This window comes from Elongatibacter sediminis (genome assembly GCF_037892215.1).
In the GTDB taxonomy this organism is placed as follows: Bacteria; Pseudomonadota; Gammaproteobacteria; order Xanthomonadales; family SZUA-36; genus Elongatibacter; species Elongatibacter sediminis.
The window spans coordinates 208,930-231,593 of record NZ_JAZHOG010000004.1 but is presented as its reverse complement, the minus strand read 5'-3'; the positions used below and the strand labels follow the sequence as shown (position 1 = coordinate 231,593).

Annotated in this window: 21 protein-coding genes; 7 read left to right on the top strand and 14 right to left on the bottom strand. The window is 62.0% G+C overall.

The genetic code is table 11. The features are described 5' to 3' along the window. Positions 1-132: 132 nt before the first annotated feature. The gene (locus V3330_RS07875; protein ID WP_354694854.1) at positions 133-345 is read left to right on the top strand and encodes a hypothetical protein; all 213 of its coding nucleotides are present in this window, start codon (positions 133-135) and stop codon (positions 343-345) included. Continuing rightward, positions 342-1,421: an alcohol dehydrogenase catalytic domain-containing protein gene (locus tag V3330_RS07870; RefSeq protein WP_354694853.1), complete on the top strand. Its 1,080-nt coding sequence runs from the start codon at positions 342-344 to the stop codon at positions 1,419-1,421. The genes V3330_RS07875 and V3330_RS07870 overlap by 4 nt, the downstream gene beginning before the upstream one ends. A gap of 54 nt (positions 1,422-1,475) precedes the next feature. Here V3330_RS07870 and V3330_RS07865 read toward each other — a convergent pair whose 3' ends face one another. The 7 genes from V3330_RS07865 to V3330_RS07835 all read right to left on the bottom strand — a co-directional run bounded on the left by V3330_RS07865 (position 1,476) and on the right by V3330_RS07835 (position 11,100). Continuing rightward, entirely contained in the window at positions 1,476-2,858 is a 1,383-nt protein-coding gene (locus V3330_RS07865; RefSeq protein ID WP_354694852.1) for a DUF1501 domain-containing protein, read from the bottom strand. Between the two features lie 89 nt (positions 2,859-2,947). Continuing rightward, positions 2,948-4,894: a DUF1800 family protein gene (locus tag V3330_RS07860; protein WP_354694851.1), complete on the bottom strand. Its 1,947-nt coding sequence runs from the start codon at positions 4,892-4,894 to the stop codon at positions 2,948-2,950. A gap of 206 nt (positions 4,895-5,100) precedes the next feature. Next, positions 5,101-5,499, bottom strand: a complete 399-nt coding sequence (locus V3330_RS07855; RefSeq protein ID WP_354694850.1) for a cytidine deaminase — start codon at positions 5,497-5,499, stop codon at positions 5,101-5,103. Positions 5,500-5,504: 5 nt separating this feature from the next. Then, positions 5,505-6,845, bottom strand: a complete 1,341-nt coding sequence (deoA, locus tag V3330_RS07850) for a thymidine phosphorylase (RefSeq protein ID WP_354694849.1) — start codon at positions 6,843-6,845, stop codon at positions 5,505-5,507. 37 nt (positions 6,846-6,882) lie between these two features. Next, the gene (locus tag V3330_RS07845; RefSeq protein ID WP_354694981.1) at positions 6,883-7,779 is read right to left on the bottom strand and encodes a nuclease-related domain-containing protein; all 897 of its coding nucleotides are present in this window, start codon (positions 7,777-7,779) and stop codon (positions 6,883-6,885) included. Between the two features lie 71 nt (positions 7,780-7,850). After that, positions 7,851-8,588, bottom strand: a complete 738-nt coding sequence (locus V3330_RS07840) for a TSCPD domain-containing protein (RefSeq protein ID WP_354694848.1) — start codon at positions 8,586-8,588, stop codon at positions 7,851-7,853. A gap of 367 nt (positions 8,589-8,955) precedes the next feature. Continuing rightward, positions 8,956-11,100, bottom strand: a complete 2,145-nt coding sequence (locus V3330_RS07835; RefSeq protein WP_354694847.1) for an adenosylcobalamin-dependent ribonucleoside-diphosphate reductase — start codon at positions 11,098-11,100, stop codon at positions 8,956-8,958. Positions 11,101-11,433: 333 nt separating this feature from the next. On the opposite strand from V3330_RS07835, the gene V3330_RS07830 reads away from it, so the two are divergent. Beyond that, positions 11,434-11,898 carry a tRNA (cytidine(34)-2'-O)-methyltransferase gene (locus V3330_RS07830; RefSeq protein WP_354694846.1) on the top strand — a complete coding sequence of 155 codons (465 nt, stop codon included), beginning with the start codon at positions 11,434-11,436 and terminating at the stop codon, positions 11,896-11,898. A gap of 30 nt (positions 11,899-11,928) precedes the next feature. Here the strand turns inward: V3330_RS07830 and V3330_RS07825 are convergent, their stop codons facing one another. From V3330_RS07825 to V3330_RS07815, 3 genes are all read right to left on the bottom strand, one after another. Continuing rightward, positions 11,929-12,957, bottom strand: a complete 1,029-nt coding sequence (locus V3330_RS07825) for an NAD(P)H-dependent glycerol-3-phosphate dehydrogenase (protein WP_354694845.1) — start codon at positions 12,955-12,957, stop codon at positions 11,929-11,931. A 10-nt stretch (positions 12,958-12,967) separates the two neighbouring features. Continuing rightward, a complete protein-coding gene (gene secB / locus V3330_RS07820; protein ID WP_354694844.1) occupies positions 12,968-13,507 on the bottom strand; it encodes a protein-export chaperone SecB in 540 nt (179 codons plus the stop codon). A gap of 171 nt (positions 13,508-13,678) precedes the next feature. After that, positions 13,679-14,104 carry a rhodanese-like domain-containing protein gene (locus V3330_RS07815; protein ID WP_354694843.1) on the bottom strand — a complete coding sequence of 142 codons (426 nt, stop codon included), beginning with the start codon at positions 14,102-14,104 and terminating at the stop codon, positions 13,679-13,681. 207 nt (positions 14,105-14,311) lie between these two features. Here V3330_RS07815 and gpmI point away from each other — a divergent pair, with 207 nt between their 5' ends. Genes gpmI through V3330_RS07795 form a run of 4 tightly spaced genes read left to right on the top strand, consistent with a single transcriptional unit; the run spans position 14,312 to position 18,969 of the window. After that, positions 14,312-15,847: a 2,3-bisphosphoglycerate-independent phosphoglycerate mutase gene (gene gpmI / locus V3330_RS07810; RefSeq protein ID WP_354694842.1), complete on the top strand. Its 1,536-nt coding sequence runs from the start codon at positions 14,312-14,314 to the stop codon at positions 15,845-15,847. Positions 15,848-15,862: 15 nt separating this feature from the next. Next, positions 15,863-17,032, top strand: coding sequence for a murein hydrolase activator EnvC family protein (locus V3330_RS07805; protein ID WP_354694841.1), 1,170 nt, complete (start codon positions 15,863-15,865; stop codon positions 17,030-17,032). 32 nt (positions 17,033-17,064) lie between these two features. After that, entirely contained in the window at positions 17,065-18,399 is a 1,335-nt protein-coding gene (locus V3330_RS07800) for a S41 family peptidase (RefSeq protein WP_354694840.1), read from the top strand. Between the two features lie 18 nt (positions 18,400-18,417). Continuing rightward, positions 18,418-18,969: a DJ-1 family glyoxalase III gene (locus V3330_RS07795; protein ID WP_354694839.1), complete on the top strand. Its 552-nt coding sequence runs from the start codon at positions 18,418-18,420 to the stop codon at positions 18,967-18,969. Positions 18,970-18,998: 29 nt separating this feature from the next. On the opposite strand, the gene V3330_RS07790 is transcribed toward V3330_RS07795, so the two are convergent. The 4 genes from V3330_RS07790 to V3330_RS07775 all read right to left on the bottom strand — a co-directional run bounded on the left by V3330_RS07790 (position 18,999) and on the right by V3330_RS07775 (position 22,616). Next, the gene (locus V3330_RS07790) at positions 18,999-19,328 is read right to left on the bottom strand and encodes a DUF1820 family protein (RefSeq protein ID WP_354694838.1); all 330 of its coding nucleotides are present in this window, start codon (positions 19,326-19,328) and stop codon (positions 18,999-19,001) included. 28 nt (positions 19,329-19,356) lie between these two features. Beyond that, positions 19,357-19,983 (bottom strand): rhomboid family intramembrane serine protease, encoded by a 627-nt coding sequence (locus V3330_RS07785; protein WP_354694837.1) that lies wholly within the window; start codon positions 19,981-19,983, stop codon positions 19,357-19,359. A gap of 72 nt (positions 19,984-20,055) precedes the next feature. Next, complete coding sequence (locus V3330_RS07780; protein WP_354694980.1) at positions 20,056-20,772, bottom strand: general secretion pathway protein GspB; 717 nt, start codon at positions 20,770-20,772, stop codon at positions 20,056-20,058. Between the two features lie 134 nt (positions 20,773-20,906). Then, on the bottom strand, positions 20,907-22,616 hold the full coding sequence (locus V3330_RS07775) for an AAA family ATPase (protein ID WP_354694836.1): 1,710 nt from the start codon (positions 22,614-22,616) through the stop codon (positions 20,907-20,909). Positions 22,617-22,664 lie beyond the last annotated feature (48 nt).

The window sequence follows — 22,664 nt, the reverse complement described above, 5'->3', positions numbered from 1 at the left end:
GAATATTCAGGTGCACTTTTATTCTAACCGACGATTTCCGACAATGTGTGACCGGGATCAAGCCCGCGCTGACGGGCGGACCGCATGATGAACCTGGCTTCACCTTGATCCGGCAAATTGGAGGTACGCAGAATGACCGATCAATTCAAGCAGTTGCTAGACCGGCGGGACGAGTTGCTCAAACGCCTCAAGGCCATCCGGGCGGATCTCGCAGGCGGACTTGCGGCCGATTCGGAGGAGCAGGCAATACAACTCGAAAACCTGGAGGTGCTGCAGGAAATTCAGCGCCTCGCGGAGAAAGAGCTGCGCTCCATTGAAGAGGAACTCGCCGGTACTGGCGAATGATGTCAGCGCGGGACCAGTGCACTGAGATTCCGGACCGGATGCGCGCACTGCGCATTCAGCGACTGGGTTTGTTGTCCCGGACACAGTCACTCCTCGAATTGGATCAAATACCCACGCCTCGTCCCGGGTCGGGCGAGGTCCTGATTCACGTCCATTACTGCGGCGTTTGCCACACCGAACTCGATGAAATCGAAGGCCGTACCCCACCGGTCAGCCTGCCCATGACGCCAGGTCATCAAATCATCGGGACCGTCGTTGCCGAGGGCCCGGACTGTTCCCGGCGCCTGATCGGCGCCAAGGTAGGGGTGGCCTGGATTCACTCTGCCTGCGGCGACTGCGAGTTCTGCCGCAGGGGTCTGGAAAACCTGTGCCCGGACTTCAGCGCCTGCGGGCGTGATGCCCCGGGCGGCTATGCTGACTATCTGGTCGCTGACGAACCTTTTGTCTATCCGCTTCCGGCGCAACTCGACCTGGAATCGGCAGCGCCATTGCTGTGTGCCGGAGCGGTGGGCTATCGCGCCCTGAAGCTTTGCGACCTCGACAACGGAGCGTCTCTGGGGCTGACGGGTTTCGGTGCGTCCGGTCAATTGGTTTTGCAGATCGCGCGCCATCGCTTTCCCGATTCGCCGGTTTTCGTTTTCGCGCGAAGCGAAAAGGAACGTGCCATCGCGGAGCAAATGGGCGCTGCCTGGACAGGTGACACGCAGGAAAGTCCTCCGACCTCCTTGCGCGCCATCATCGATACCACACCGGCCTGGCTACCCGTGCTTTGCGCACTGGACGCCCTCGAACCCGGCGGCCGCCTGGTGGTCAATGCCATTCGCAAGGAATCCGGCGACCAGGACAAGCTCACCAACCTGGATTACGCGCGCCAGCTTTGGATGGAAAAATCCCTGACCTCAGTCGCCAACGTCACCCGGAAAGACGTGTCCGAAATGCTGGACCTGGCAGCCTCCGGGTCGCTGGAGCCCCGTGTCACTCCTTATCCGCTGGAGCAGGCCGAAGAGGCCTTGCTGGCCATCCGTTCGGGTGATATCCGGGCAGCGGGAGTGTTGCACATCTCCAATCCCGACTGAGCGCCTCACACCCGGGCATTTCCGGCACTCGCCGACGGCAGACCGGTGTGCAATTCACGCATCGGCGAGCAACGTGCCCACATCCACCCCTGGCTCGAGACCTGAGCCGGACGCTGCCGGAAAAACCACCGCCCCGGCACCGGGCGATACCCAATCCGCCGCCGTCGCGAGCAGACGGTCGGTAGACGTCTGGCCCTCGATGTCGGCACCCGGGGTTTGCAAGGGAATACGACCGTCCGCGTCGGGAGCGGCTTCACGCTGCGGAAACATCTCGCCGTAGACTCCGCCGCGCACCTGCTGCCCTATCAGCACGCTGTAGGTGCCCCGACCGTGATCAGTACCCGCCGTCCCGTTGGCCACCAATTGTCGACCGAAGTCGCTGGCGAAATAAAACACGAGTTGACTGGCAGGTGAGACATCCCGGTAGGGAAGCTCCTCGATGGCCGCGGTCGTCGTGGCCAGACCACCCGAAGACGCGAAAAGATCGGAGAGGTTGCGTCGGATTTCTCCGGCCTCACCATCATGGGTATCCCAGCCGCCGTAATTCATCGACACCGCGCCTACCTGGAGCACATCCGGCACCTGGCACAGGTCGTACAGATTCCTGCATTGTTGAGCGAATCCGGACGAGGCCAGTTGCATTGACTGCAGGGATTCCGCGAGGGGCTGACACTGTGACAGTCGTTCCTCCACCCTTCCACCGAAGTCTCTCAACGATTCGTAGTGTCGATAGAACGCGTGCCAGGGCCAATCGGCGGGCTGTTCGCTACGGGTTTCCTGGCTCCTGACGTCATACCAGGAGGACAAGGCTCGGGCCAGTACGCTGCGGGCGCTGGCCGGGTTTTCCACCGACCCTGCCGCCAGCGCCATGTCACGCATGTCTTCGGCATGGACCACCTGGTCGAGTCGTGCGCCGGGAACCGAGCCCTTATTGAAGGTGGACACCGAATCTCCCAGTTCCACGGAGTTGACGTGAGGCCCCAGATATTCCACCAGGCGCCCACCCCATCCGTTGCGATCGAAGTTCAAGACTTCGAGTTCGGGTTCTCCGGCGTCGGCGTTGAGAATGGACTGATCGTGCCGCCGGTTTCGCGAACAATACGCGTTGCAGACCACGGCGACCCGGCCTTCGCCAAACTGCCGCCACAGCCATTCGGCGTCACGATGAATGCCGAACTGCAGGCCGGTGCGGTTGTCCTGGGCTGGCAGGTACTCATTTTCAAACAGGGTTTCATAGTCAGGATACTCACTGTCGTAAAGTACCCGGCGCGCCTGCCAGATCAGGCCGGTATATACCGGGTCCGGATGTCCCGGCGCCGGCATGAACAAAAATCGAAGATCCGCCCCGCCCTGCAACATGACGTTCACCAGGGTTCGCGGCATTTCGGCGATCGCGCAATCCTGGCTCCAGGCACGCAGGGGAACGGTCGCGCCCATACCCGATGCCAGACCGGCGTAGAGTGCCGTCCGTAAAAATCTGCGGCGAGACACATCCACCTGAGGTGACGCGGGTTGGCATTGGCGATTCATGGCGAACCCCCTTCAGCCGCGAACGCATAAGGCAGCATTGTGATGAAATTCACCGCCATGCCGATCTGGTACTGAACCCTGAGATCGGACAGGTCGAGGCTCAGTCCGGCCAGCGATTCCACCGTTGCCCGCAGTTCCCCATCCGACAAGTCGTCCGACGTGTAACGGGCGTCCAGGCGCTCCGGATCGACCAGGGCGCCGAAGTCAAAACCCGTGGCCAGCAGGCTGTAGGTCTGGGCCTTGGCAACCACATCGAAATTTTGCCCACCATCGGCGATAAACCGGTTCCACAGCCAGTCGGCCACGGACCCCACCCGATGAACCCCGTCGGGGTCGGGCGGGACGACTTCATCCCAACGCTTCTGCCAGCGCTCAGCTTCACCCGACCCGTCGCGGTACTCTTCCTGGACCTGCGCCAGTACGCCGGGCGTATTCACATTGGCGGTCCAGGCATTCTTGAAGACGAAACGATCGTTGGCTGCATCGGTACCGGTCTGCCCTCCGAACACATCGCGAATCGGGGCGAACACCAGCGCCCCCTGCTCGATCATCCGGATGGTTGGCCCCGCGTAGAACGCCCGCGCAAAAGACTCCTCGTTGTCCAGTGTGTTGGCGTTGTGAACGATGAGATTCCGTTCGAACGCAGACCAGTATTGCACCCGCCCCGGATCATGAAACAGGGTCGATATCGCGTAGGCCCGAAGGAACCGCAGCAGGTCCCATTCGGCATCCACCCACGCTGTCCGCAACGCCGCGGCCTCCGTTTCGTCGATTACCGCATCGGCAAAGAAGCGAATCAGCTTGAGCGGCGTGTTCGCCATACTTTCGGGGTGCGCGGCCGCGACCGGCCCCAGTGCAAGCAACTTTGCATCGGCGGTCGCGCCGCAAACCCTCTGATGCAGAATCTCCAGGCAACTCTCGTCACCCATGCGGAATTCGTAATGCGCCGTCCGGTTGTATATCCGGCGTCCCGCAGCATCCTGGTGATCGGTAAAATCGATACCGGACACGAACCAGTCACCCGGATTCGTCGACCCAAAGCGGTCCGGAACCTGATCGAGCATCATGCCGGTAAGTAATCGCGCATTGTTCTCAATCGAAACGTTTTCGTGATAATCCGGGTCTTCGGATGTGCCTTGAATGGAGAACAGCAGTTGGAAGTACTCACGTGCGAAGTCATCATTCCCGACAAAGGCCCCGGTTTGAGGATGCACGTAATTGAGGGCGTGTCCGTACGCAAATGCCAATGCGCCGTTCCGCGCCGCGTGATACATCAAGCCGACGAAGTCAGCGCCCGAGACCAGCGCACTGACCATGTCGTCGTAGTAGTCCCGAATCAGAGCGACCCCCGCATTCTGAATGTGGATCGACGCATGATAGTTCGTCAGATAAAACGCCATTCGGTGTAGGAAAGGGTTACAACCCCGGGTATGCATGGCGCGTCCCCAGGTCAGGATCAGTCCGACCGGTGTGACAAAGCTGTCATTGTCGTAAAGCATGACGTGATAAGGCCGGTCAGACTCACGTACCGGGTTATCGGGCGCGTCGGAACTCCAAAAATTCTGCAAATCGGTGAGCGACGTGCAGCCAATTTCGGCGGCTGTTCCACCGTCGGGTGGGGAGAGTCGGGCGTTGACCGCCTCGAAGTCGAGCATCTGCACGATCGCCTGTTCGGGCGGCATGTTCGACCAGGCCAATATATGGGCTTCATCCGCCATGCCGCCGAATGCGAACGACTGCAATACCCGCCGCACCGCAGCCGTATTCCAGGCGGTACGCGTCACAAGCGTCAGACCCTCCAGCTGTAATTCGCCGGCCGGCGAAGGCAGTGTCGGCGGCACACGGTCCCGGCCCGGGTCGATCCGGGGCTGCGCTTGCGCAACCGAAGCAATGAGAGTCGCCGCCAAAAGGACGGCCGAGCGGGTAACAGCTTGATTTCGCATGGATCTTTCCCTCCTGCGCCAGCTCCCGAATTGCGGCTTATGACGCTCGGCGCGCCGTCGCTGCATACCCACCGTGATTCACAATGATGGTGTCAGAATGGAGAGAATGTGAAGAATTTGCAAATTCAGGTTACCAGACCGGAACAATCCTTCCGTCGGAAAATCCGGCAGGACTCCGGTCGCACATCAGACAGCCGGGCCGCCGATTATCGATGGTGAATCGAGAATGTGTCGGGCAGCAGTTCGTCAACCCGCCACGACCGGACCGCCCCGGCACTGCAACAGGAGTGCACCTCCGCGTCGGCCGGCATCAACTCATTGATGCATTGCCGGCAGGCGCCGCAGGGTGACCAGGGCACGTCGCCGGGACTGTATATGACCAGGGCCAGCAGAATTTCCGCACCCGAAACGACTGCTGCGGCAAGTGCGTTTCGTTCCGCGCATGAGGTCAGCCCGAAGGACGCATTCTCGACGTTGCACCCCACGTGCACGCCGCCCGCTCCGTCCAGGATGGCGGCACCCACCTTGAACCCGCTGTACGGCGCCCATGCGGCTTCACGAGCGGCTTCAGCCTGCGCCCGCAGTCCCGCGAGGTCTATGTCCATGCTGTTCACTCCGCCTTCACGTCAGCACCCGCTATTCTGGCACGTATTGCGGAGGTTTTCGTTTGAGGCAACGCTGCTTCCGACCAGCGAACCGCTTCGCGCACCTGCAGCACCGCCTGCTCAAAAGCGTCTTCACTGGCGGCATGTACATGGCACAGGGGCGAGTCGGGGCTCAGATCCACGCCCGGTGAAATCAACCCGGCCAGACCCACCGACGGATCAATTTCATCCTCGGCTCGCCGCCGACCACCCCCCAGAGCAATAACCGCGAGACCCAGTGCCCGCATGTCCCATTCGGCCAGACAGGCCGTACGACCGGCCGTTACCGGCCCGGTCACCGGCGCTTTCGGCAAGTGGTTCCGCGCCTGCTCGACAAAATCCGGCGGACCGCCCTGACGTGCCACCATGGCTTCAAAGCGCTCGGCCGCACTGCCATCGTCTAAACGCCGCCCTGCCCGCCCGGACGCGCGACCGAGATCACTTTCCAGCCCTCCGAGCACCAGCAGTTCAGCGGCGAGTTCGATGACAATTTCACGCATGCGGGGATGCTGCTGCCGACCGGCCAGAAAGTCGGCCGCTTCGGCTACTTCGAGCGCGTTTCCGGCCGTCCGGGCAATGGGCTGCCCCATTTCGGTCAGCACGGCGTTACAGCGCACACCGGACTCCTGGGCCACGCGGCACAAATCTTCGGCCAGGGCACGCGCTTCGGACACGTCGCGCATGAAGGCGCCGTTGCCCAATTTGACGTCCATGACCAGCCCGTCCAGGCCTTCAGCCAATTTCTTGGACAATATGGACGAAACGATCAGCGGCATCGAGGCGACCGTGGCGGTCACGTCGCGGACGGCGTAGATGCGGCGATCCGCCGGCGCCAGGTCTTCCGTCTGACCAATTATCGCGACCCCGGTCCTGCGAACCAGCGACTGGAACCGGTCCGGCGCCATTCGGGTGACGAATCCGGGTATGCTCTCCAGCTTGTCGAGCGTGCCACCGGTGTGACCCAGACCCCGGCCCGAGATCATCGGCACGTAGCCCCCGGCAGATGCCACCAGCGGACCGAGTACGAGGCTGACGAAATCGCCGACGCCACCGGTGCTGTGCTTGTCTACGACCGGCCCGTTGAGACCGGACCATTCGAGCACCCGGCCGCTGTCCCGCATCGCCAGTGTCAGCGCGCTTTGCTCGGGCACGGTCATGCCACGAAACCAGACTGCCATCGCAAACGCCGCGATCTGGGCATCCGTTACCGTCGCGTTGGTGATTCCCTGGACGAAGGCCGTCAGTTCTTCTGCATTCACGGACTCGCCATCCCGCGTCTTTCGGATCAGTTCCGTCGTGAGTTGCACAAGCCGCCCTCCGCCTGGAATTCCATCTGGGAACCTCTCACCGCTTGAGCACCGACCCACGTTCCGCCAGTTCCCGGCAACGCTCCGGTGAAATCTCCGCACGCCCTCCGGCCGGCTCGTAACAGGCGCACCGTCCCGTATCGGCAGAATAGCTGCACACCAGTCGGTCTTCCCATCGTTCGATATCGCTCTTCGCGCTGCCGTCGGGATGATAGTTCTCCGGCGCCATGCGCCAATCCGCCTGGTGTTGCAGCTTCGCAGCCAGACCGGTTATCTCTTCGTGGTAGGTCAGACCAGCAGCCGTCAGAAACAACACCAGCAGGGCCAGCCGTGCCCAGTACCACCGGCGGCGCGGATTCCAGGGTCGCTCCAGCGCGGAATCCATCAGGACGCGTAACGCCCGATCCGCTTCATCGGCCTCGAGCAGCATCCGGTTTTCCGAACGAATCCGTGCGAGCAACTGCGGAACCGTGACAAGATTGTCGGGCAAGCTGTCTTGCAGGCGTGCAGGACCGCTAACCGCAACGTACCCGTGGAATCGGGAGATCGGCAAGTTCAGCAATCCGGCCAGCGCCTCGATCCGCAAAGCATTGGCGTGCACGGGATTGTCAAAACGCAGGGTTCGCCACCAGCGCCGCTCCGCCCACCGCGCCTGCACCCGCGTTCCACTGATTTTCCCGGACCGGTGCATCGTGTCGATTACGAAGATGCCACAACGCGAAACCACGACCACATCCGCGTGCATCGTGCCGCCTCCGGCCGGAAGGTCGAGATCATCGAGTACCGTGAATTTTCGCGGATCCAGTGCTGAGCGCAGCAGACGTCGCACCCGCGCGAGCGCAATGGTACCCGTCATGCGCGGAGACCCGACATAGATCACGAGAGCCGCCAGGGGTAGCAGCCAGATCAAATGAACCAGCGGGTGCGCATTCATCACGCACCAATCTGGCACATCACACGCGGAATTTGAAGCCCGGCAGCAGCCGGGAAGCAGACCTCAGAGGCTCAGCCGCACTTGGAATAACCGCAGGACAGGCAGGTTTCGCAATTGTCCATGATGATCACCGCTTTGGTATTGCACTTGTTGCAAAGGGTGGCCGAGGCCGGATAGTCACCGTTGGATTCAGGCGACTCGCCGCTGGGCGCATGTGCGGTTGCCTCGAAGTGAGCGGCCTCGGCTTCGGCTCGCTTCTGTCGAAGATGCAGCTGTTGCTGTTCCGACAGCTCTTCCTTTTCCATCAGGCCGATCTTTTGCAGGTGGTTCTCGATCACCGCCCCAATTTCGGCGATGATGGAGGGCATGAACTTTCCGCCAGGCTTGAAATAACCGCCTTTGGGGTCGAAAACGGCCTGCAGTTCTTCGGCCAGGAAGGTCACGTCGCCGCCTTTGCGAAACACCGCCGACATCAGCCGGGTCAAGGCGACAATCCATTGGAAATGGTCCATGTTCTTCGAGTTGATGAAAATCTCGAAGGGCCGTCGCTGCTCATGTTCGGTTCCGGGATTGAGGATGATGTCGTTGATGGTGACATACATGGCGTGATCGTCGAGCGGTGTCTTGATCTTGTAGGTCGCTCCCTCCAGCGCTTCCATGCCTTCCGGCCGCGCAACCTGCTCGGTCATCCTGATGATCTTGGCAGACTGGCGCTGACCGCCCCCGTCATCCGACTTCGCGGGTGGGGCTTCAGCGTCCGGACGGACGACTTCGTAGCCGACGATCTTATTGTCGATTTTGATGCTCATGACGTCTTGTTTCCTTCAGCCGGCCCGCCGCTTCGTGGCGTACCGATTCTTTACGCGGCGCCCGACTGCGGACACCCATACCATGGTGCTCTGGAGCGACCCTTCTGCCGCTACGTCCGTGTAGCGGGATTCAGGCCCGTGCTCCCCGTATCTGCAATTCTGCGCGCCGGGTTCCAGCCACGACGGCATCGAAGTGTCTTCAATCACCATCAAAAAGAGGTGTACGTCCCTGTACAGATACACCTCCCTTCTGGTTGGCGGTTCCCAATACATCCCTTGCCGCCACTGGATCCCTGCTCTTTTCTTATGGCTATATAAAGGTGTACGTCCATGTACTTCAGTACACCTCCGATGTCCTTTTACGGCTTCAGAACTTGCCGTAGTACCCTTCCTTGAGGGCGTCGAACAAATTGGCTGCCGTATGCATTTCGCCGTCGTATTCGACTTCCTCGTTGCCCTTGACTTCGATGGTCTGCCCATCGTCCAGCACAAAACGGTATGTCGTGCTCGCCAGATCCTGTTCCTTCACCAACACACCCTGGAACGCCTCCGGGTTGAAACGGAACGTGGTACAACCCTTCAGGTCCTGATGGTGTGCGTACAGGTAGATGTCCTTGAAGTCCTCGTAGGCAAAATCGGTGGGAACATTGGCCGTCTTGCTGATCGAGGAGTCAATCCATTTCTGCGCGGCGGCCTGAATGTCGACATGTTCCGACGGCTTCACTTCCTCGGCAGTCACAAAATGTTCCGGCAGGCCATTCTCATCGGTCGAAAACGGCATTGCGTCGGCATTGACGAGATGACGATAGGCCAGAAGCTCGTAGCTGAATACTTCCACTTTTTCCTTGGTCTTGCGCCCTTCACGAATCACGTTACGGCTGTAATGGTGCGCAAAACTCGGCTCGATGCCGTTGGAAACATTGTTGCCCAACGACAGCGAAATCGTGCCGGTGGGCGCGATGGAGCTGTGGTGCGTGAAACGGGCCCCCTCTTCCTCGAGCGCTTTGACCAGTTCCGGAGCTTCGCTCGCGACGCGCTGCATGTAGCGACTGTAGCGTGCATGCAGCACGCGCCCGGGTACCCGATCACCGACGCGGAAGCCATCGTCCTGCATTTCCGGCCGGCGCCGCAGCATATCCCCGGTGACCGTGAACATTTCGTCCATGACAGGGGCGGGCCCTTTCTCCCGGCTCAACTCCAGGGCCTGCTCCCACCCGGCCAGGGCCATTTCGCGCGCCACGGCCTCGGTGAATTCCAGCGACTCGGCCGAGCCGTAGCGCATGCCCATCAGGGCAAGAGTCGAACCCAGGCCCAGAAAGCCCATGCCGTGCCGGCGCTTGCGCACGATTTCATCCCGCTGCCGCTGCAACGGCAGCCCGTTGATTTCAACCACGTTGTCGAGCATGCGGGTGAAGATGCGCACAACCTCGCGATACTCGTCCCAGTTGAAACTCACTTCCGGCGTGAAGGGCTTGTCCACGAAGCGCGTCAGGTTCACCGAGCCGAGCAGACAGGCGCCATATGGCGGCAGAGGCTGCTCGCCACAGGGGTTGGTGGCCCGAATGTTCTCGCAGAACCAGTTGTTGTTCATCTCGTTGATGCGATCGATGAGAATGAACCCGGGTTCGGCGAAGTCATAGGTCGAGGACATGATCATGTCCCACAGGCGGCGCGCCGGAATGGCTTTGTAAATCCGGCACGCGACCAGACCGTCGTCGCGCGTCACGTATCCTTCGGTAACGGGCCATTCACGCCACAGGATATCGGCACTGTCTTCCAGGTCCAGGCCTTCCGCTTCCTGCTCGTTGATCGGGAAACTCAGGGGCCAGGGATCATTGGCCTCGACCGCGTGCACGAATTCATCGGTGATCAGCAGCGAGCAATTGAATTGGCGCAGCCGGCCGTCTTCGCGCTTGGCGCGGATGAACTCCATGACATCCGGATGGCCGATTTCGAAAGTCGCCATCTGGGCACCGCGCCGGCCGCCGGCGGACGAGACCGTAAAGCACATCTTGTCGTAGATGTCCATGAAGCTCAGCGGCCCTGATGTGTACGCTCCGGCACCGGACACGTAGGCACCCTTGGGTCGCAGGGTCGAGAACTCGTAGCCGATACCGCAGCCAGCCTTGAGTGTCAGCCCCGCCTCATGGACTTTCTCGAGGATACCGTTCATGGAATCCTTGATGGTGCCCGATACGGTGCAGTTGATCGTGGATGTGGCCGGTTTGTGCTCCTGCGCGCCGGCATTGGACGTTATCCTGCCGGCCGGGATGGCTCCGCGCCTTAGCGCGCGGAGAAACCGGTCATACCACAATTCCCGCTTTTCTTCCGTTGACTCCACATCGGCCAGCGCCCGGGCGACCCGTTTGAAGGTATCGTCGATGGTCTCATCGATGACCTCTCCGGTCTTGGACTTGAGCCGGTACTTTTTATCCCAGATATCCTGGGAAGCGACCTGCAGGGGAATCTCTTTTGAATCAGTGTGAATGGCCTCGACGTGCACGCTGCTCATCAATTCTTCCGTCTAATTCTTTGGTTTTATTTGATTATGGAACACAATGGATTGTGCGCCACTTCTTATTCCAACACAAGATATTGTGTCGGCGGGATTAGACGATACGCTCCCGCAATGGGGCTGTCAAATGCTTGCCGCACCCTTGCTCCCCTGCCCGGCAGAAGTGTTTTTTCTCAAATATTCAAGATGTTATAGAATAAAGGCCCGACGACGACGGGAGCCGTGACCGCCTGCAAACCGCCAGCTGTCTGGCTCTGTCGGTTCGTCGCAAATTTCCGCATCCATCCGTAAGCTCTCCGTGGGCCTTCGGCAACAGGGAGAATCACCGAATTGCTTCACGTCATCCTCCACGAACCGGAGATTCCTCCGAACACGGGCAACATCATCCGCTTGTGCGCCAATACCGGAACCCAGCTCCACCTGATCGAACCGCTGGGATTCGCCCTTGATGACGCCCGCCTGCGTCGCGCCGGGCTGGACTACCGGGAATGGGCCCGGGTCGAACAGCACACCGACTGGCGGGCGTTCAGACGCCGCTACGCGGATTTACCGCTGTGGGCCTTTTCCACCCGTGGCACCAGGACCTACGTGGACGCGGTCTTCGGACCGGATGACGGATTGGTTTTCGGTCCCGAATCCCGCGGCCTGCCCACCGAACTGCTTGAAGAAATCGGTGTCGACCGCACACTCCGCCTGCCGATGCAGGCACGCAGCCGCAGCCTCAACCTGTCCAATACGGTCGCCGTGAGTTTGTACGAAGCGCTGCGGCAGCAGGCATTCGGGGGGCTCGTTTGATGCGAACACCGGGTTCGCGTGCTGCCGGATTCAGATGGTTTCCTGCTTCTGTTCCCGGGCGAACAGTTCACGCAGGCTTTCCTCCGGATTCCGGCCCGAATGCAAAATGTCGTGGACCTGTTCGGAGATGGGCATGTCGATGCCGTACTGGCAGGCCATGCGCCAAACCTCGCTGGACGTGTTGACACCCTCGACGACCTGGCCGATGGCCGCGACCGCCTCCGCCACACTCTGCCCTTTCCCCAGCGCAAGCCCAAGACGGCGATTGCGCGACAGATCACCTGTGCATGTCAGCACCAGGTCACCCATGCCGGCCAGGCCAATCAGGGTCTGCTCGCGAGCACCGATTGCCCGACCGAGGCGCATCATTTCCGCCATACCGCGAGTGACGAGTGCAGCCCGGGCGTTGTCGCCCAGACCCATGCCGTCGGAGATACCGGTGGCGACGGCCAACACGTTCTTGACCGCACCGCCGAGCTCGGCGCCGACGATGTCGTCACTCATGTACGCGCGAAAGTACCCACCGTGGAGCGCACCCGCCACCACCTGGACGTGTTCCGGGTCCGTCCCGGCCACCGTGACGGCGGTCGGTTGACCGCGAGCGACTTCAACCGCGAATGACGGCCCTGTCACCACCGCAAGCGGGCGGGACTCTCCCAGCAGGTCCTGGGCGGCCTGGTGCAGAAAACGACCCGTGCCCGGCTGCAAGCCCTTGCAGGCCCAGCTGAGCCCGCGATTCTCGAGAAAAGGCCGGATTTGCGCCAGTAACGCATCGAATGCATCACTGGGGATGGCGAGCAGAACCTGATCCGAAGCGGTCACCGCCGCGCCGAGGTCGTCGGTGAATTCGACCCCGGAGGGAAACCGGATTCCGGGCAGAAAACGCTCGTTGGTAGCCGACGAACGCATCGCGTCGACCTGCTCCCGGCTCCGCGCCCACAGCACGCAATCCGTAGCGTTGCGCGCCAATTGCATGGCCAGAGCCGAACCCCAGGAGCCCGCGCCGAGCACCGCCACGCGCCCGGCTGGCCGCATGGTGGAATCGGAGGGTGTGCCCACGTCGGCGGTATCAGTTCTCGGTGGTGAACTCCGCGGGAACGCCGCCAGCGTCATCCTGGCCGTTGCCGCCCGCACCTTGCTGGCCGGCCAGTTCCTGCATGCGCTGCGCGTACAACTGCTCGAAATTAACGGGCTGCAGGGTCAGTGGCGGGAACCCCCCCTCGCCAACCAGTGCCGAAATGGCCCGGCGGGCATAAGGAAACAGCGCGTTCGGGCACATGGTGTTCATCACCGCGTGTTTGGTCTGGTCGTTGAATCCGGAAATCAGGAAGATGCCGGCCTGTGCGACTTCGGCGAGATAGGCGGTCTTCTCACCCATCGACGCAGTCACGGTCACGGTAAGCACGATTTCGTGCAGGTTGTCACCAATATCGTCGACCCGCTGAGCCAGGCTCATCTTCACATCGGCCTGCCCCTGCTCCTGGAAAATTTCGGGCGCATTGGGCAATTCGAAGGAAACGTCCTTGCAATAGAGTTTCTGGATCTGGAACTGCGCCGCTGCCATGTCTTCCGGCGACATCGCCGGGGCTTCTGTTTGCTCTTCTGCCATGTTGATTCACTCTGTGATGAAATTGGGCCGCGCACCGGGGCAGCGGCAAGGTCGGGGATTATCCCATCTGTACACGGGCTTCGCCAGCACACGGCCTGCCGCCCGATCATGCCGGGCGCTGCCGGAGAACCTGCCGGGAAACGGCAGGCCGGGCCGGCTATCAGGCCGTCTTCACTTGCGGGTGACCGGGTACTGGTCGGCCAGCCATCGGGCCATTCCGCCCTTGAGGATGGCTATGTTCCTGGCACCCAGCTTGCCGAAACCGGATGCCGCCTGGCCGGCAGTCTGACCGGCTTTACAGACCACGAGCAACTTCTTTTCCGCCAGCTTCCGGACTTCGGCATCCGCCTGGGTGATGCGGGTCAGAGGCAGATTCTTCGCCCCAATGATGTGTCCCTTGTTGAAGTCGGCGGCCGGAGATACATCGATGACCGCCGAATCGGGGTCGTTGATCCACGCAACGGCCTGAGCCGGCGTCAGTTCTTTGGTGCCGGACAGGCGGCGTGCGAACTCGGTCCAGACCAGCAGTAACAACACGGCGACGAATCCGCCGGCCAACAAGGCATGATTCGTGATGAATTCGATCAATTGATCCATGAATAACGGAACTCCGCGGCGGCACTGCCGACTGTAAATTCCCCGATCCGCCCATTGCGCCCGGGCCAATGCGGGACTGCCCGCCATGTGGAATAATTGCGGCCTTCGGCGGCATCCGCCGCCGCAGTCGCCGCGAACCACCCGGCTGATCGGGTAAGTGGAGTCAAACCGCCGCGATTACAAGAGCCGGCCTGAGACGGAGAGAAAATGCAGCCGCGAACAAAACCCCTGGTGTTGATGATCCTGGATGGCTGGGGCCATCGTGTTGAATCCGAAAACAATGCCATCGCGCTGGCGAAAACGCCCTGCTGGGATACCCTGTGGTCCAACGACCCCCACGCCCTGCTCGAGACATCCGGCGCCGCGGTCGGGCTGCCCGACGGGCAAATGGGCAATTCCGAAGTCGGACACATGAATATCGGTGCCGGACGCATCGTGTATCAGGACTTCACACGCATTTCCCGGGCCATTGAAGATGGCAGTTTCCAAAGCAATGCGGCCCTGTGCCGCGCCATCGACGCTGCCCGTTCCCGCCACGCGACGGTCCACGTCATGGGCCTGCTGTCCCCGGGCGGTGTTCACAGCCATGAATCCCACTTCATCGAAACCGTCCGCCTGGCCGCTCAACGCGGGGCGCCCCGCGTCGCGGTGCACGCCTTCCTAGATGGGCGCGACACCCCGCCGCGCAGTGCACGAGCCTCGCTCGAAGCCATGCAGGAGGAAGCGGACCGGCTCGAGTCGGTTTCGATCGATTCCGTCATCGGGCGCTACTACGCGATGGACCGCGATCAGCGCTGGGACCGCGTGGAACGGGCCTGGCATGCCATTGCGGACGGACGGGCCGAGCATTCCGCGGAATCGGCGGTGGCCGCTCTGGAGGCCGCCTACGAGCGCGAAGAAAACGACGAGTTCGTACAGCCCACGGTCATCGGCACTCCGCCTGGCGTGCGCCCCGGAGACAGCGTGATTTTCGTGAATTTCAGGGCGGATCGTGCCCGCGAACTGTCGCAGGCCTTCGTCGATCCGGCGTTCGATGGTTTTGCACGCGAACCGCGGGAATTATCCGCCTTCGTCTGCATGACGGAGTACCTGAACGGACTGCCCGCAGAAGTCGCTTTTCCCGCGGAAACGCTGCCCAATCTGCTGGGCGAAGTTCTGGCCCGCCACGGACTGCACCAACTGCGCCTGGCGGAGACCGAAAAATATGCCCACGTCACGTTTTTTCTCAATGGTGGCCGCGAAGACCCCTTCCCTCTGGAAGAACGGGTGCTCATTCCCTCACCCCGCGTCGCGACCTACGATCTGCAACCGGAAATGAGTTCAGTCGAGCTGACCGAACGCCTGGTGGACGCGATCGCTTCGAACCGGTTCGATGTGATCATCTGCAATGTCGCCAATCCCGACATGGTCGGGCACAGCGGCAAGCTGGAGGCCGCGATCCAGGCCGTGGAGGCCGTCGACCGGGTGCTGGCACGCACCATTGAGGCCATCGATGCGGCCGGGGGTGAACTGCTGGTGACCGCGGACCACGGAAACGTGGAACAGATGATCGACCCCGAAACCGGTCAGGCCCATACCGCGCACACCACCCAACCGGTCCCCCTGCTCTATCACGGCCGTGACGCCAGGATGGCCGCCAGCGGTTCGCTGCGCGACATCGCTCCCACCCTGTTGTACCTGCTGGGTATCGACATTCCCGCGGAGATGACGGGCCAGCCCCTGATCGCGCCGGCGGGCGCCTGACCCGGGGATATCGGGGTGTGCACACCGGCACCCGTCGGAATTCACGTTGCCCGGTTCTGGCTTCGCTGCCTGTTTCTGGTCGCGTTGCCTTTCGCACTGCCGGCGCAGCAGGAATCGCAGGCAGAGGCGGAGCAACGGCTGGAGGCACTGCAACAGGACATCCGCTCCCTGCAGGAGGATTTGAGCCGATCCCGGACCGCGCAGCAGTCAGAGCAGAGCGCGCTGCGTCAGCTCGATCTCAGAATCCAGGAAAACACGCGTACCCTGAAGCGGCTGGATCACGAAGTCGATGAGCACCGTCAGCATCTCGCTGAGCTGGAAGAGGAACGCGACCGCGAACACACGCGCATCCTGGCGGGCGAAGACGACCTTTCCCGGCTGCTGGCGCTGACGTATCGGCTCGCCCGACAATCACGCATCAAGCTGGTCCTCAACCAGGATGATCCGCTGCGGGTGGCGCGTCTGCTGGCCTACCACGATTACATCAGTCGCGCGCAGGCCGACCGAATTGCGAGTTTGCGCAGCACACTGCGGGAACTGGACCGGTTGTACAGCGACATTGAAATCGCGCTGCAAGGCATCGAGCGATTGCAGCATGAAGAGACCGTGGCTCGTGAAGCCCTGCAAGCCCAGCGCGAAGAACGAGAAAACCTGATCGAGGAACTGGAGCGCCAGATCGGTGGCGGCGAAAAACGCCTGGCCGAACTGGAACGTGACCGGGCCGACCTCGAACGATTGATCGAACGTCTGGGGGACGCGCTGGCCGATATTCCGGCGAATCTGGGCCAGGAGGTCGACCTGAAAGCGCGCAAGGGGAAACTCGCGATGCCCCTGTCGGCACCCGTTCGCCATGCGTTTGGCCAACCGCGAGCTGCGGGATTGCGCTGGCAGGGATGGCTCCTGGGCGCGACCCCGGGCACAGAAGTCGGCGCCATTGCCCATGGACGAGTCGCATTCGCGGACTGGTTTCGGGGTTACGGATTGATGCTGATCATCGACCACGGAAAGGGATTCTTGAGCCTTTACGGCTACAATGAGAGCTTGCTGCGGGATGTCGGCGACTGGGTTGAACCCGGTGAAGCGATCGCAACCGTGGGCACCGGGCCCGGTGGTGACCCCGGGCTGTACTTTGAATTGCGCCGGGACGGCAAGGCCGTCGACCCTGCCGCCTGGCTGGATCGTTGACTTTGGCCTCGAAATCCGAGGCCGGGAGAACCATGCATCACCCCTATCGATTTGTCGTTCTGCTGTATGTCGTCTTCGCGGCATGTTGCGGATTTGCCCCGGTTCTGGCATCGGACACGGATGCCGGCGAAAATACCGCCCCCGCTGACGCCTCCGGCGCCGCCCAACTGACCCTGGACGAACTGCGAACGTTTACCGACGTCTTCAATCAGGTTCGACGCAATTACGTGGAACCGGTGGACGACCGGACCCTGCTCCGGTCCGCCATCGAGGGCATGCTGGCGGATCTCGACCCGCATTCAGCCTATCTTCCCCGGGACGACTACGCGGACCTGGAAAACTCGTCTCGCGGCCGTTACGTTGGCCTGGGTTTCGATGTGCGCCCCGAAGACGGCAGACTCGTGGTCAAACAGGTGATTTCGCCCAGTCCCGCGGATGACGCCGGCATCAATCCCGGCGACATCATCCTGGCGGTGAATGACGTTCCCATCCGGGGCCGGCCGCTGCAGGAGTCCATCGATGCCATCAGCGGACCCGAGGGCAGCCCGGTTCGCCTGACCCTGCTTCGCCCGGACGGCGAGCGCCTGGAATTGGACTTGCGCCGTGCCTTCGTCAAGGTACCGGCCATGGATTTCAGGCTGCTGGACGGGCATTTCGGCTATTTTCACCTGGCCTTTTTCCACCGCGACAGCGCCACGGATCTCAAAAACTCGATAGATTCCATACGGAACGATGGAATCGACCTCAAGGGGCTGATCCTGGACCTGCGCAATAATCCCGGTGGTGTTCTGCAGCCGGCGATCGACATTGCCGATGGATTTCTGGACTCCGGCACCATTGTCGTGACCCGGGGCCGCGACCCGTCCAACGAGGTCAGCCATGCGGCCACGCCCGGTCAATGGCTGCCCGGCACTCCGCTCGTCATACTGATGGACCGCGGTTCCGCTTCGGCTTCAGAGGTTCTCGCCGGGGCGCTGCAAGACCATGGCCGGGCATTGATCATTGGCGAACGAAGCTTTGGCAAAGGTTCGGTGCAGTCGGTGCTTTCATTACGCAACGGCGCCGGTCTGAAGCTCACAACCGCACGCTACTACACCCCGTCCGGACGCTCCATTCAGGCCGAGGGTATCCGGCCCGACCAGGTCGCCGCACCTCAGATGTTCGTCGCCGACATCCCCGACGAACGCACGCGCGAAGCCGACCTGGAACGGCACCTGGCCAGCGACGGCAGCCCGCCGGAAGATCTGTTCGACACCGAGGCGGTGAGTCCGCAAGAGGATTACCCGTTGTTCCAGGCCATCAACGTGCTGCGTGGCGCCCGGATCCTCTCCAGCGCCGCGCTCGGAGCACCGCCCGCGCAAAAGTAATATTCCAAGGAGTCACTGATGAAGAAACGTGTACTGGTGCCACTCGCTCCCGGCTGCGAAGAGCTTGAAGCGGTGACCATCATCGATTTGCTGCGGCGCGCCGATATCGAGGTCGTCGTCGCCGGACTGGAAGCAGGACCGGTCACCGCCAGCCGCGGCGTACGCCTGCTTCCGGATACCACCCTGGACGAGGCGCTGGACGCCGACTACGACATGGTGGCCTTGCCAGGCGGACTGCCCGGATCGGACCATCTCGCGGAGGATCCGAGAATCGGCGCGGTTCTGAACCGGATGCACGAGGGTGGGCACTTCGTGGGCGCGGTCTGCGCGGCACCCAAGGTGCTGGCACGCAACGGTATCCTGCAGGGAAAGAAAGCAACGGCCTATCCCGGTGTTCTGCAATCAGAGGGGCATGAAGCCATCACGGGCAATGCCGTTACCCGCGACGGCACGGTGATCACCTCCCGCTCCGCGGGAACCGTGATGGACTTCGCTCTGGAAATCGTGGAGGTGCTGTGCGGGCAGGAAACCCGTCAGTCGGTGGAAGGCAGCCTGGAACGAAGCCGATGACTCCCGGGCGCCACCCAGCGTGAGCGCCGTCAGGATTGGGAACGCGAAGGCGGTGACAACGGAAACGGCGTGACTTTCTCGCCCGACTCGCGGTCCCGGATCAGGCACTTGCCCCGCTTGTCGACTTCCTCGACCCGCAGAACACTTTGAATCGGCAGGTGCAACACTCTCGCTCCCGCGAACTCCTGGCGCATTTTTTCTTCGGTCGGATCCACCACGAGTCCCTCACCGGTTTCGAACACGAGCTCCGAAACTTCGATGAATCCCCACAGCCCGCTGCTGCTGACACTGCGGCTGTACAACTCGTACACCTTGCCATGATTGATGAAAACGACTTTGTAGAGTGCATCTGCCGACATCCGATCCATCCTTTCGGTTCGTCCAGGTTCAGCCCCGGAATTGCACGATGGCCCGGTATATCAACGCGATACTGAGCCCCAGCGCGAAACCGGCCAGGTGTGTCCACCAGGCCACTGCTGCATTTATGGGGCCGAAAACGGTGTAAAGCAACTGGAGTGTGAACCAGGAACCGATGACCAGAATCGAGGGAACCTGCGCGAACTGAAGATAAAGGCCCAGAGGCAGGAACATCCCGATACGGCGGGACGGAAACAAACCGAGGTACGCACCCACCACAGCCGATACGGCACCGCTCGCGCCGATGATCGGCGTCTCCAGGCTTCCCAACTGCAGCGCGACAATGATGTTGGCCAGGGTTCCGCCGGCCAGAAACAGCACAATCATGGCGAAGGTGCCGATACGCTGTTCGACCGGCAGACCGAATACCCAGAGATAAGCGAGATTTCCGGCCAGATGCACACCACTGGCATGCAGAAAAACCGAACTCAGAAGGGTAACCGCCGGGTAATGCAGCCAGGCATGAAACGGGCGTTCGAACACCACTTCCACCTGACTGGGCTTCATGCCGCCGAGGTCGATCATGGCCTGCTGAACCCGCGGATCCACCCCGAAATACAATCCGAGCAGGGCAAGGCAAAGCACGGATATCGTCACGGTCGCATACGGACTGATCGGACGAACGTCGGTCCATTGAGTAACGATTCCCGGTCGCAAATCCGGCCCCGCTCAGCTCTTTAGATGAAACCGGTAGTCCCGGTAGGTGAAAATGGCCCGATCCCTTCTGATTTCTTCCAGGCGCAATCCCGGCTCCAGTTCATCGCCTTCCCGAAGGCGTTTGTCATTGATCAGCAAAAACCGGTCTTCCGGCTGATCCGCGTAAACCAGAACCCGAATCCGCATTTCCGGCATCCCCGAACGCGTCGATCCCGGAATCTGCCAGTAACTGATGGTTTCCTCCCGAGGCACCTGGACGGAGCCGGCTTCGGTCAAAGCATCCCGGGAATCAGCGGCCAGCGCCGCCACGGTCATGCCGGTGTCTCCTTCCGGCTCGGCCGCCGCTTCCGCCACCGGCCCGGCAACATCGCTGGCCGCCTCGGGCGCTGACCGTGCGGCTTCATCGGTCGCGGCGTCCGTGGTCCCGTCCGCGGGCGCGGAATACGCCTGGAAAGACTTACCCAGCAGGCGACGCTTTTCAGCGATGTCCTCGCTCGACCGGGACCGCCGTGCCCCGGAAGACACCAGCGGCCGGGGCGTTGCGGCCGCAGCGTCCAGTGGAAGCTGTTCGTCGCGCTCCCCGACATGACTCGCGGCCGCGCCCTCTTCCGCCGCGCGGCCGGCAGGCTCGGTGGCGGCGGTTGGCCGGGTCTCCGGGGCGCCCGATTCGTCGGGGCGATACTGTTCCCATCCCAGCCAGGCCATGACGATGCAGGCAACCGCCGTCATCACCACCAGCGGCCACCTCGGTCGGTCCTGTCGGTTGCTTCCGGTGGGTTCCACGGGACTCTGCAGAGTCGGGGTGGCACCAAGCCGACGCGAGGATTCGGATTTCTTCAGTGCATCAAGCAGGATTGACATATTCAGAAGTCTTTTTCAATCGAAGTCAGCAAACGCGGCTCCTCGACTCCGGGCGCCAGCAGGTAGAGAAGTGTCTTGGGGCCAATGATACCGTCAGCGGTCAAGCCGTTGTTGCGCTGAAAAGCCAACAGCCAGGCTTCGAAGTCGGCATTGAAGTGATCGCTCCCATGCCAGGGTGGATCAGCGAGCTCGGCCATGCGCAGTACGATGTCCACCGCCGGCCCGCTTTCCCCCCGACGAATCTGGAGCGGCCAGTCCGGCGCCTGCGGCCATGCAATGAAGTATTCCCCCAGCCACCGGGCTTCGACCTCCGACCGCCCCACCAGGCGAGTGTCGGACGCGTCGCCGAGCAGGACCTGATTCGCCGCGACTCCCCGGAGAAGTACCCGCCGGCCTCCGCGGTCGTTCAGCACCAGGATGACAGGCAATCCGAGATGGAGCACACGCGACCAGTTGCCGGAATCGCGCAGGCAGGCGTACCCGGCGCCCTGTATCCCGCCACAGGCCGCGCGGATGGCTTCAGCGCCTCCCGCCCCACCCCATAACTCGGCGAGACCGGCAAACGCGCGATCGTGCTGCCGATCGATCCAGGCCGGATCCATGCCGGTGGCCGGGAGAGTTCCGGGAGCCCGAAATCCGGTTGCCGCCAGGGAATCGCTTGCGCCGTCTTCGGATCGGGTCGCACCCACCGCACTCATACGATCCTGATTCGGGGATTCTTCAATCGTACTTCCGGCCTCGTCGGGCGGTGCTTCCGCGGCAGCCGTCACTGAACCATGCCCGGCTCCGAATGGCTGTATTCCCGGCAGGCCCCAAACCGCCCACAGGATTCCAATCCCGGCCACCACCGCGCCAGCCGCCACCCACATGGGCCAACGACGCCGATTGACCCGACCTTCACTCGGCTGAACCTCGTCCGCGGCGGCCTGAACCAGCCGCGCACCCACCCGCGTTCGTTCCCCCGCGTAAGCAGCAGCCAATGCCCGATCGGCGATGATGTTGATCAGGCGCGGCACCCCTCCCGAACGCCGGTGCAAGGCGCGCAGGGCCGCCCGGGTGAACGGGTTGCGTGGCGCACCCGCCACCTGCATTCGATGTCGCACGTAGGCCACCGTTTCGGCACTTCCGAGCGGGGCCAGGTGATAACGCGCGGTGATGCGCTGCGCCAGCTGTCGCAGATTGCGTCGCTGCAGGAGTTGCCGCAATTCAGGCTGTCCCAGCAACACGATCTGCAACAGCTTGTTCTTCGCCGTTTCCAGATTGGTCAGCAAACGAACCTGTTCGAGGGCTTCCGGGCTGAGGTTCTGCGCTTCATCGATGATCACCACCACCCGGTTGCCCGCCGCGTGTTGTTCGAGCAGATAATCATTCAGGGCATCCACCCGCGCCTTGGTACTGTCACCGGGCCCATCCACCGAGACTCCCAGTTCATCGCAGATCGCATCAAGCAATTCACGGGGCGTTACCATGGGATTGAGTATCAGAGCCACGCGGGTGTTCTCGGGCACCTGCTCGAGCACACAGCGGCAGATCGTGGTTTTCCCGGTACCGACCTCACCCGTCAACTGCACGAAGCCACCCGCGGCCCCCTGGCCGACCCCGTACAGGAGGTGCGCCAACGCATCGCGATGCGCGGCGCTAAGGTAGACGAACGCCGGATCCGGTGTAATGGAGAACGGCGGTTCGGTGAGTCCGAAGTACTGCAAATACATTTATTGTGTCTCGTTTGCCTTCTTAACGCTGCGCGTTAAACCGGCTGC

Excerpts from the sequence above, each read along its gene's own strand:
- V3330_RS07875 (WP_354694854.1), top strand. The coding sequence starts at position 133 with ATGACCGATCAATTCAAGCAGTTGCTAGACCGGCGGGACGAGTTGCTC.
- V3330_RS07870 (WP_354694853.1), top strand. The coding sequence starts at position 342 with ATGATGTCAGCGCGGGACCAGTGCACTGAGATTCCGGACCGGATGCGC.
- V3330_RS07865 (WP_354694852.1), bottom strand. The coding sequence starts at position 2,858 with ATGGGCGCGACCGTTCCCCTGCGTGCCTGGAGCCAGGATTGCGCGATC.
- V3330_RS07860 (WP_354694851.1), bottom strand. The coding sequence starts at position 4,894 with ATGCGAAATCAAGCTGTTACCCGCTCGGCCGTCCTTTTGGCGGCGACT.
- V3330_RS07855 (WP_354694850.1), bottom strand. The coding sequence starts at position 5,499 with ATGGACATAGACCTCGCGGGACTGCGGGCGCAGGCTGAAGCCGCTCGT.
- V3330_RS07845 (WP_354694981.1), bottom strand. The coding sequence starts at position 7,779 with ATGAATGCGCACCCGCTGGTTCATTTGATCTGGCTGCTACCCCTGGCG.
- V3330_RS07840 (WP_354694848.1), bottom strand. The coding sequence starts at position 8,588 with ATGAGCATCAAAATCGACAATAAGATCGTCGGCTACGAAGTCGTCCGT.
- V3330_RS07835 (WP_354694847.1), bottom strand. The coding sequence starts at position 11,100 with ATGAGCAGCGTGCACGTCGAGGCCATTCACACTGATTCAAAAGAGATT.
- secB (WP_354694844.1), bottom strand. The coding sequence starts at position 13,507 with ATGGCAGAAGAGCAAACAGAAGCCCCGGCGATGTCGCCGGAAGACATG.
- V3330_RS07815 (WP_354694843.1), bottom strand. The coding sequence starts at position 14,104 with ATGGATCAATTGATCGAATTCATCACGAATCATGCCTTGTTGGCCGGC.
- gpmI (WP_354694842.1), top strand. The coding sequence starts at position 14,312 with ATGCAGCCGCGAACAAAACCCCTGGTGTTGATGATCCTGGATGGCTGG.
- V3330_RS07800 (WP_354694840.1), top strand. The coding sequence starts at position 17,065 with ATGCATCACCCCTATCGATTTGTCGTTCTGCTGTATGTCGTCTTCGCG.
- V3330_RS07795 (WP_354694839.1), top strand. The coding sequence starts at position 18,418 with ATGAAGAAACGTGTACTGGTGCCACTCGCTCCCGGCTGCGAAGAGCTT.
- V3330_RS07790 (WP_354694838.1), bottom strand. The coding sequence starts at position 19,328 with ATGTCGGCAGATGCACTCTACAAAGTCGTTTTCATCAATCATGGCAAG.
- V3330_RS07780 (WP_354694980.1), bottom strand. The coding sequence starts at position 20,772 with ATGACGGCGGTTGCCTGCATCGTCATGGCCTGGCTGGGATGGGAACAG.
- V3330_RS07775 (WP_354694836.1), bottom strand. The coding sequence starts at position 22,616 with ATGTATTTGCAGTACTTCGGACTCACCGAACCGCCGTTCTCCATTACA.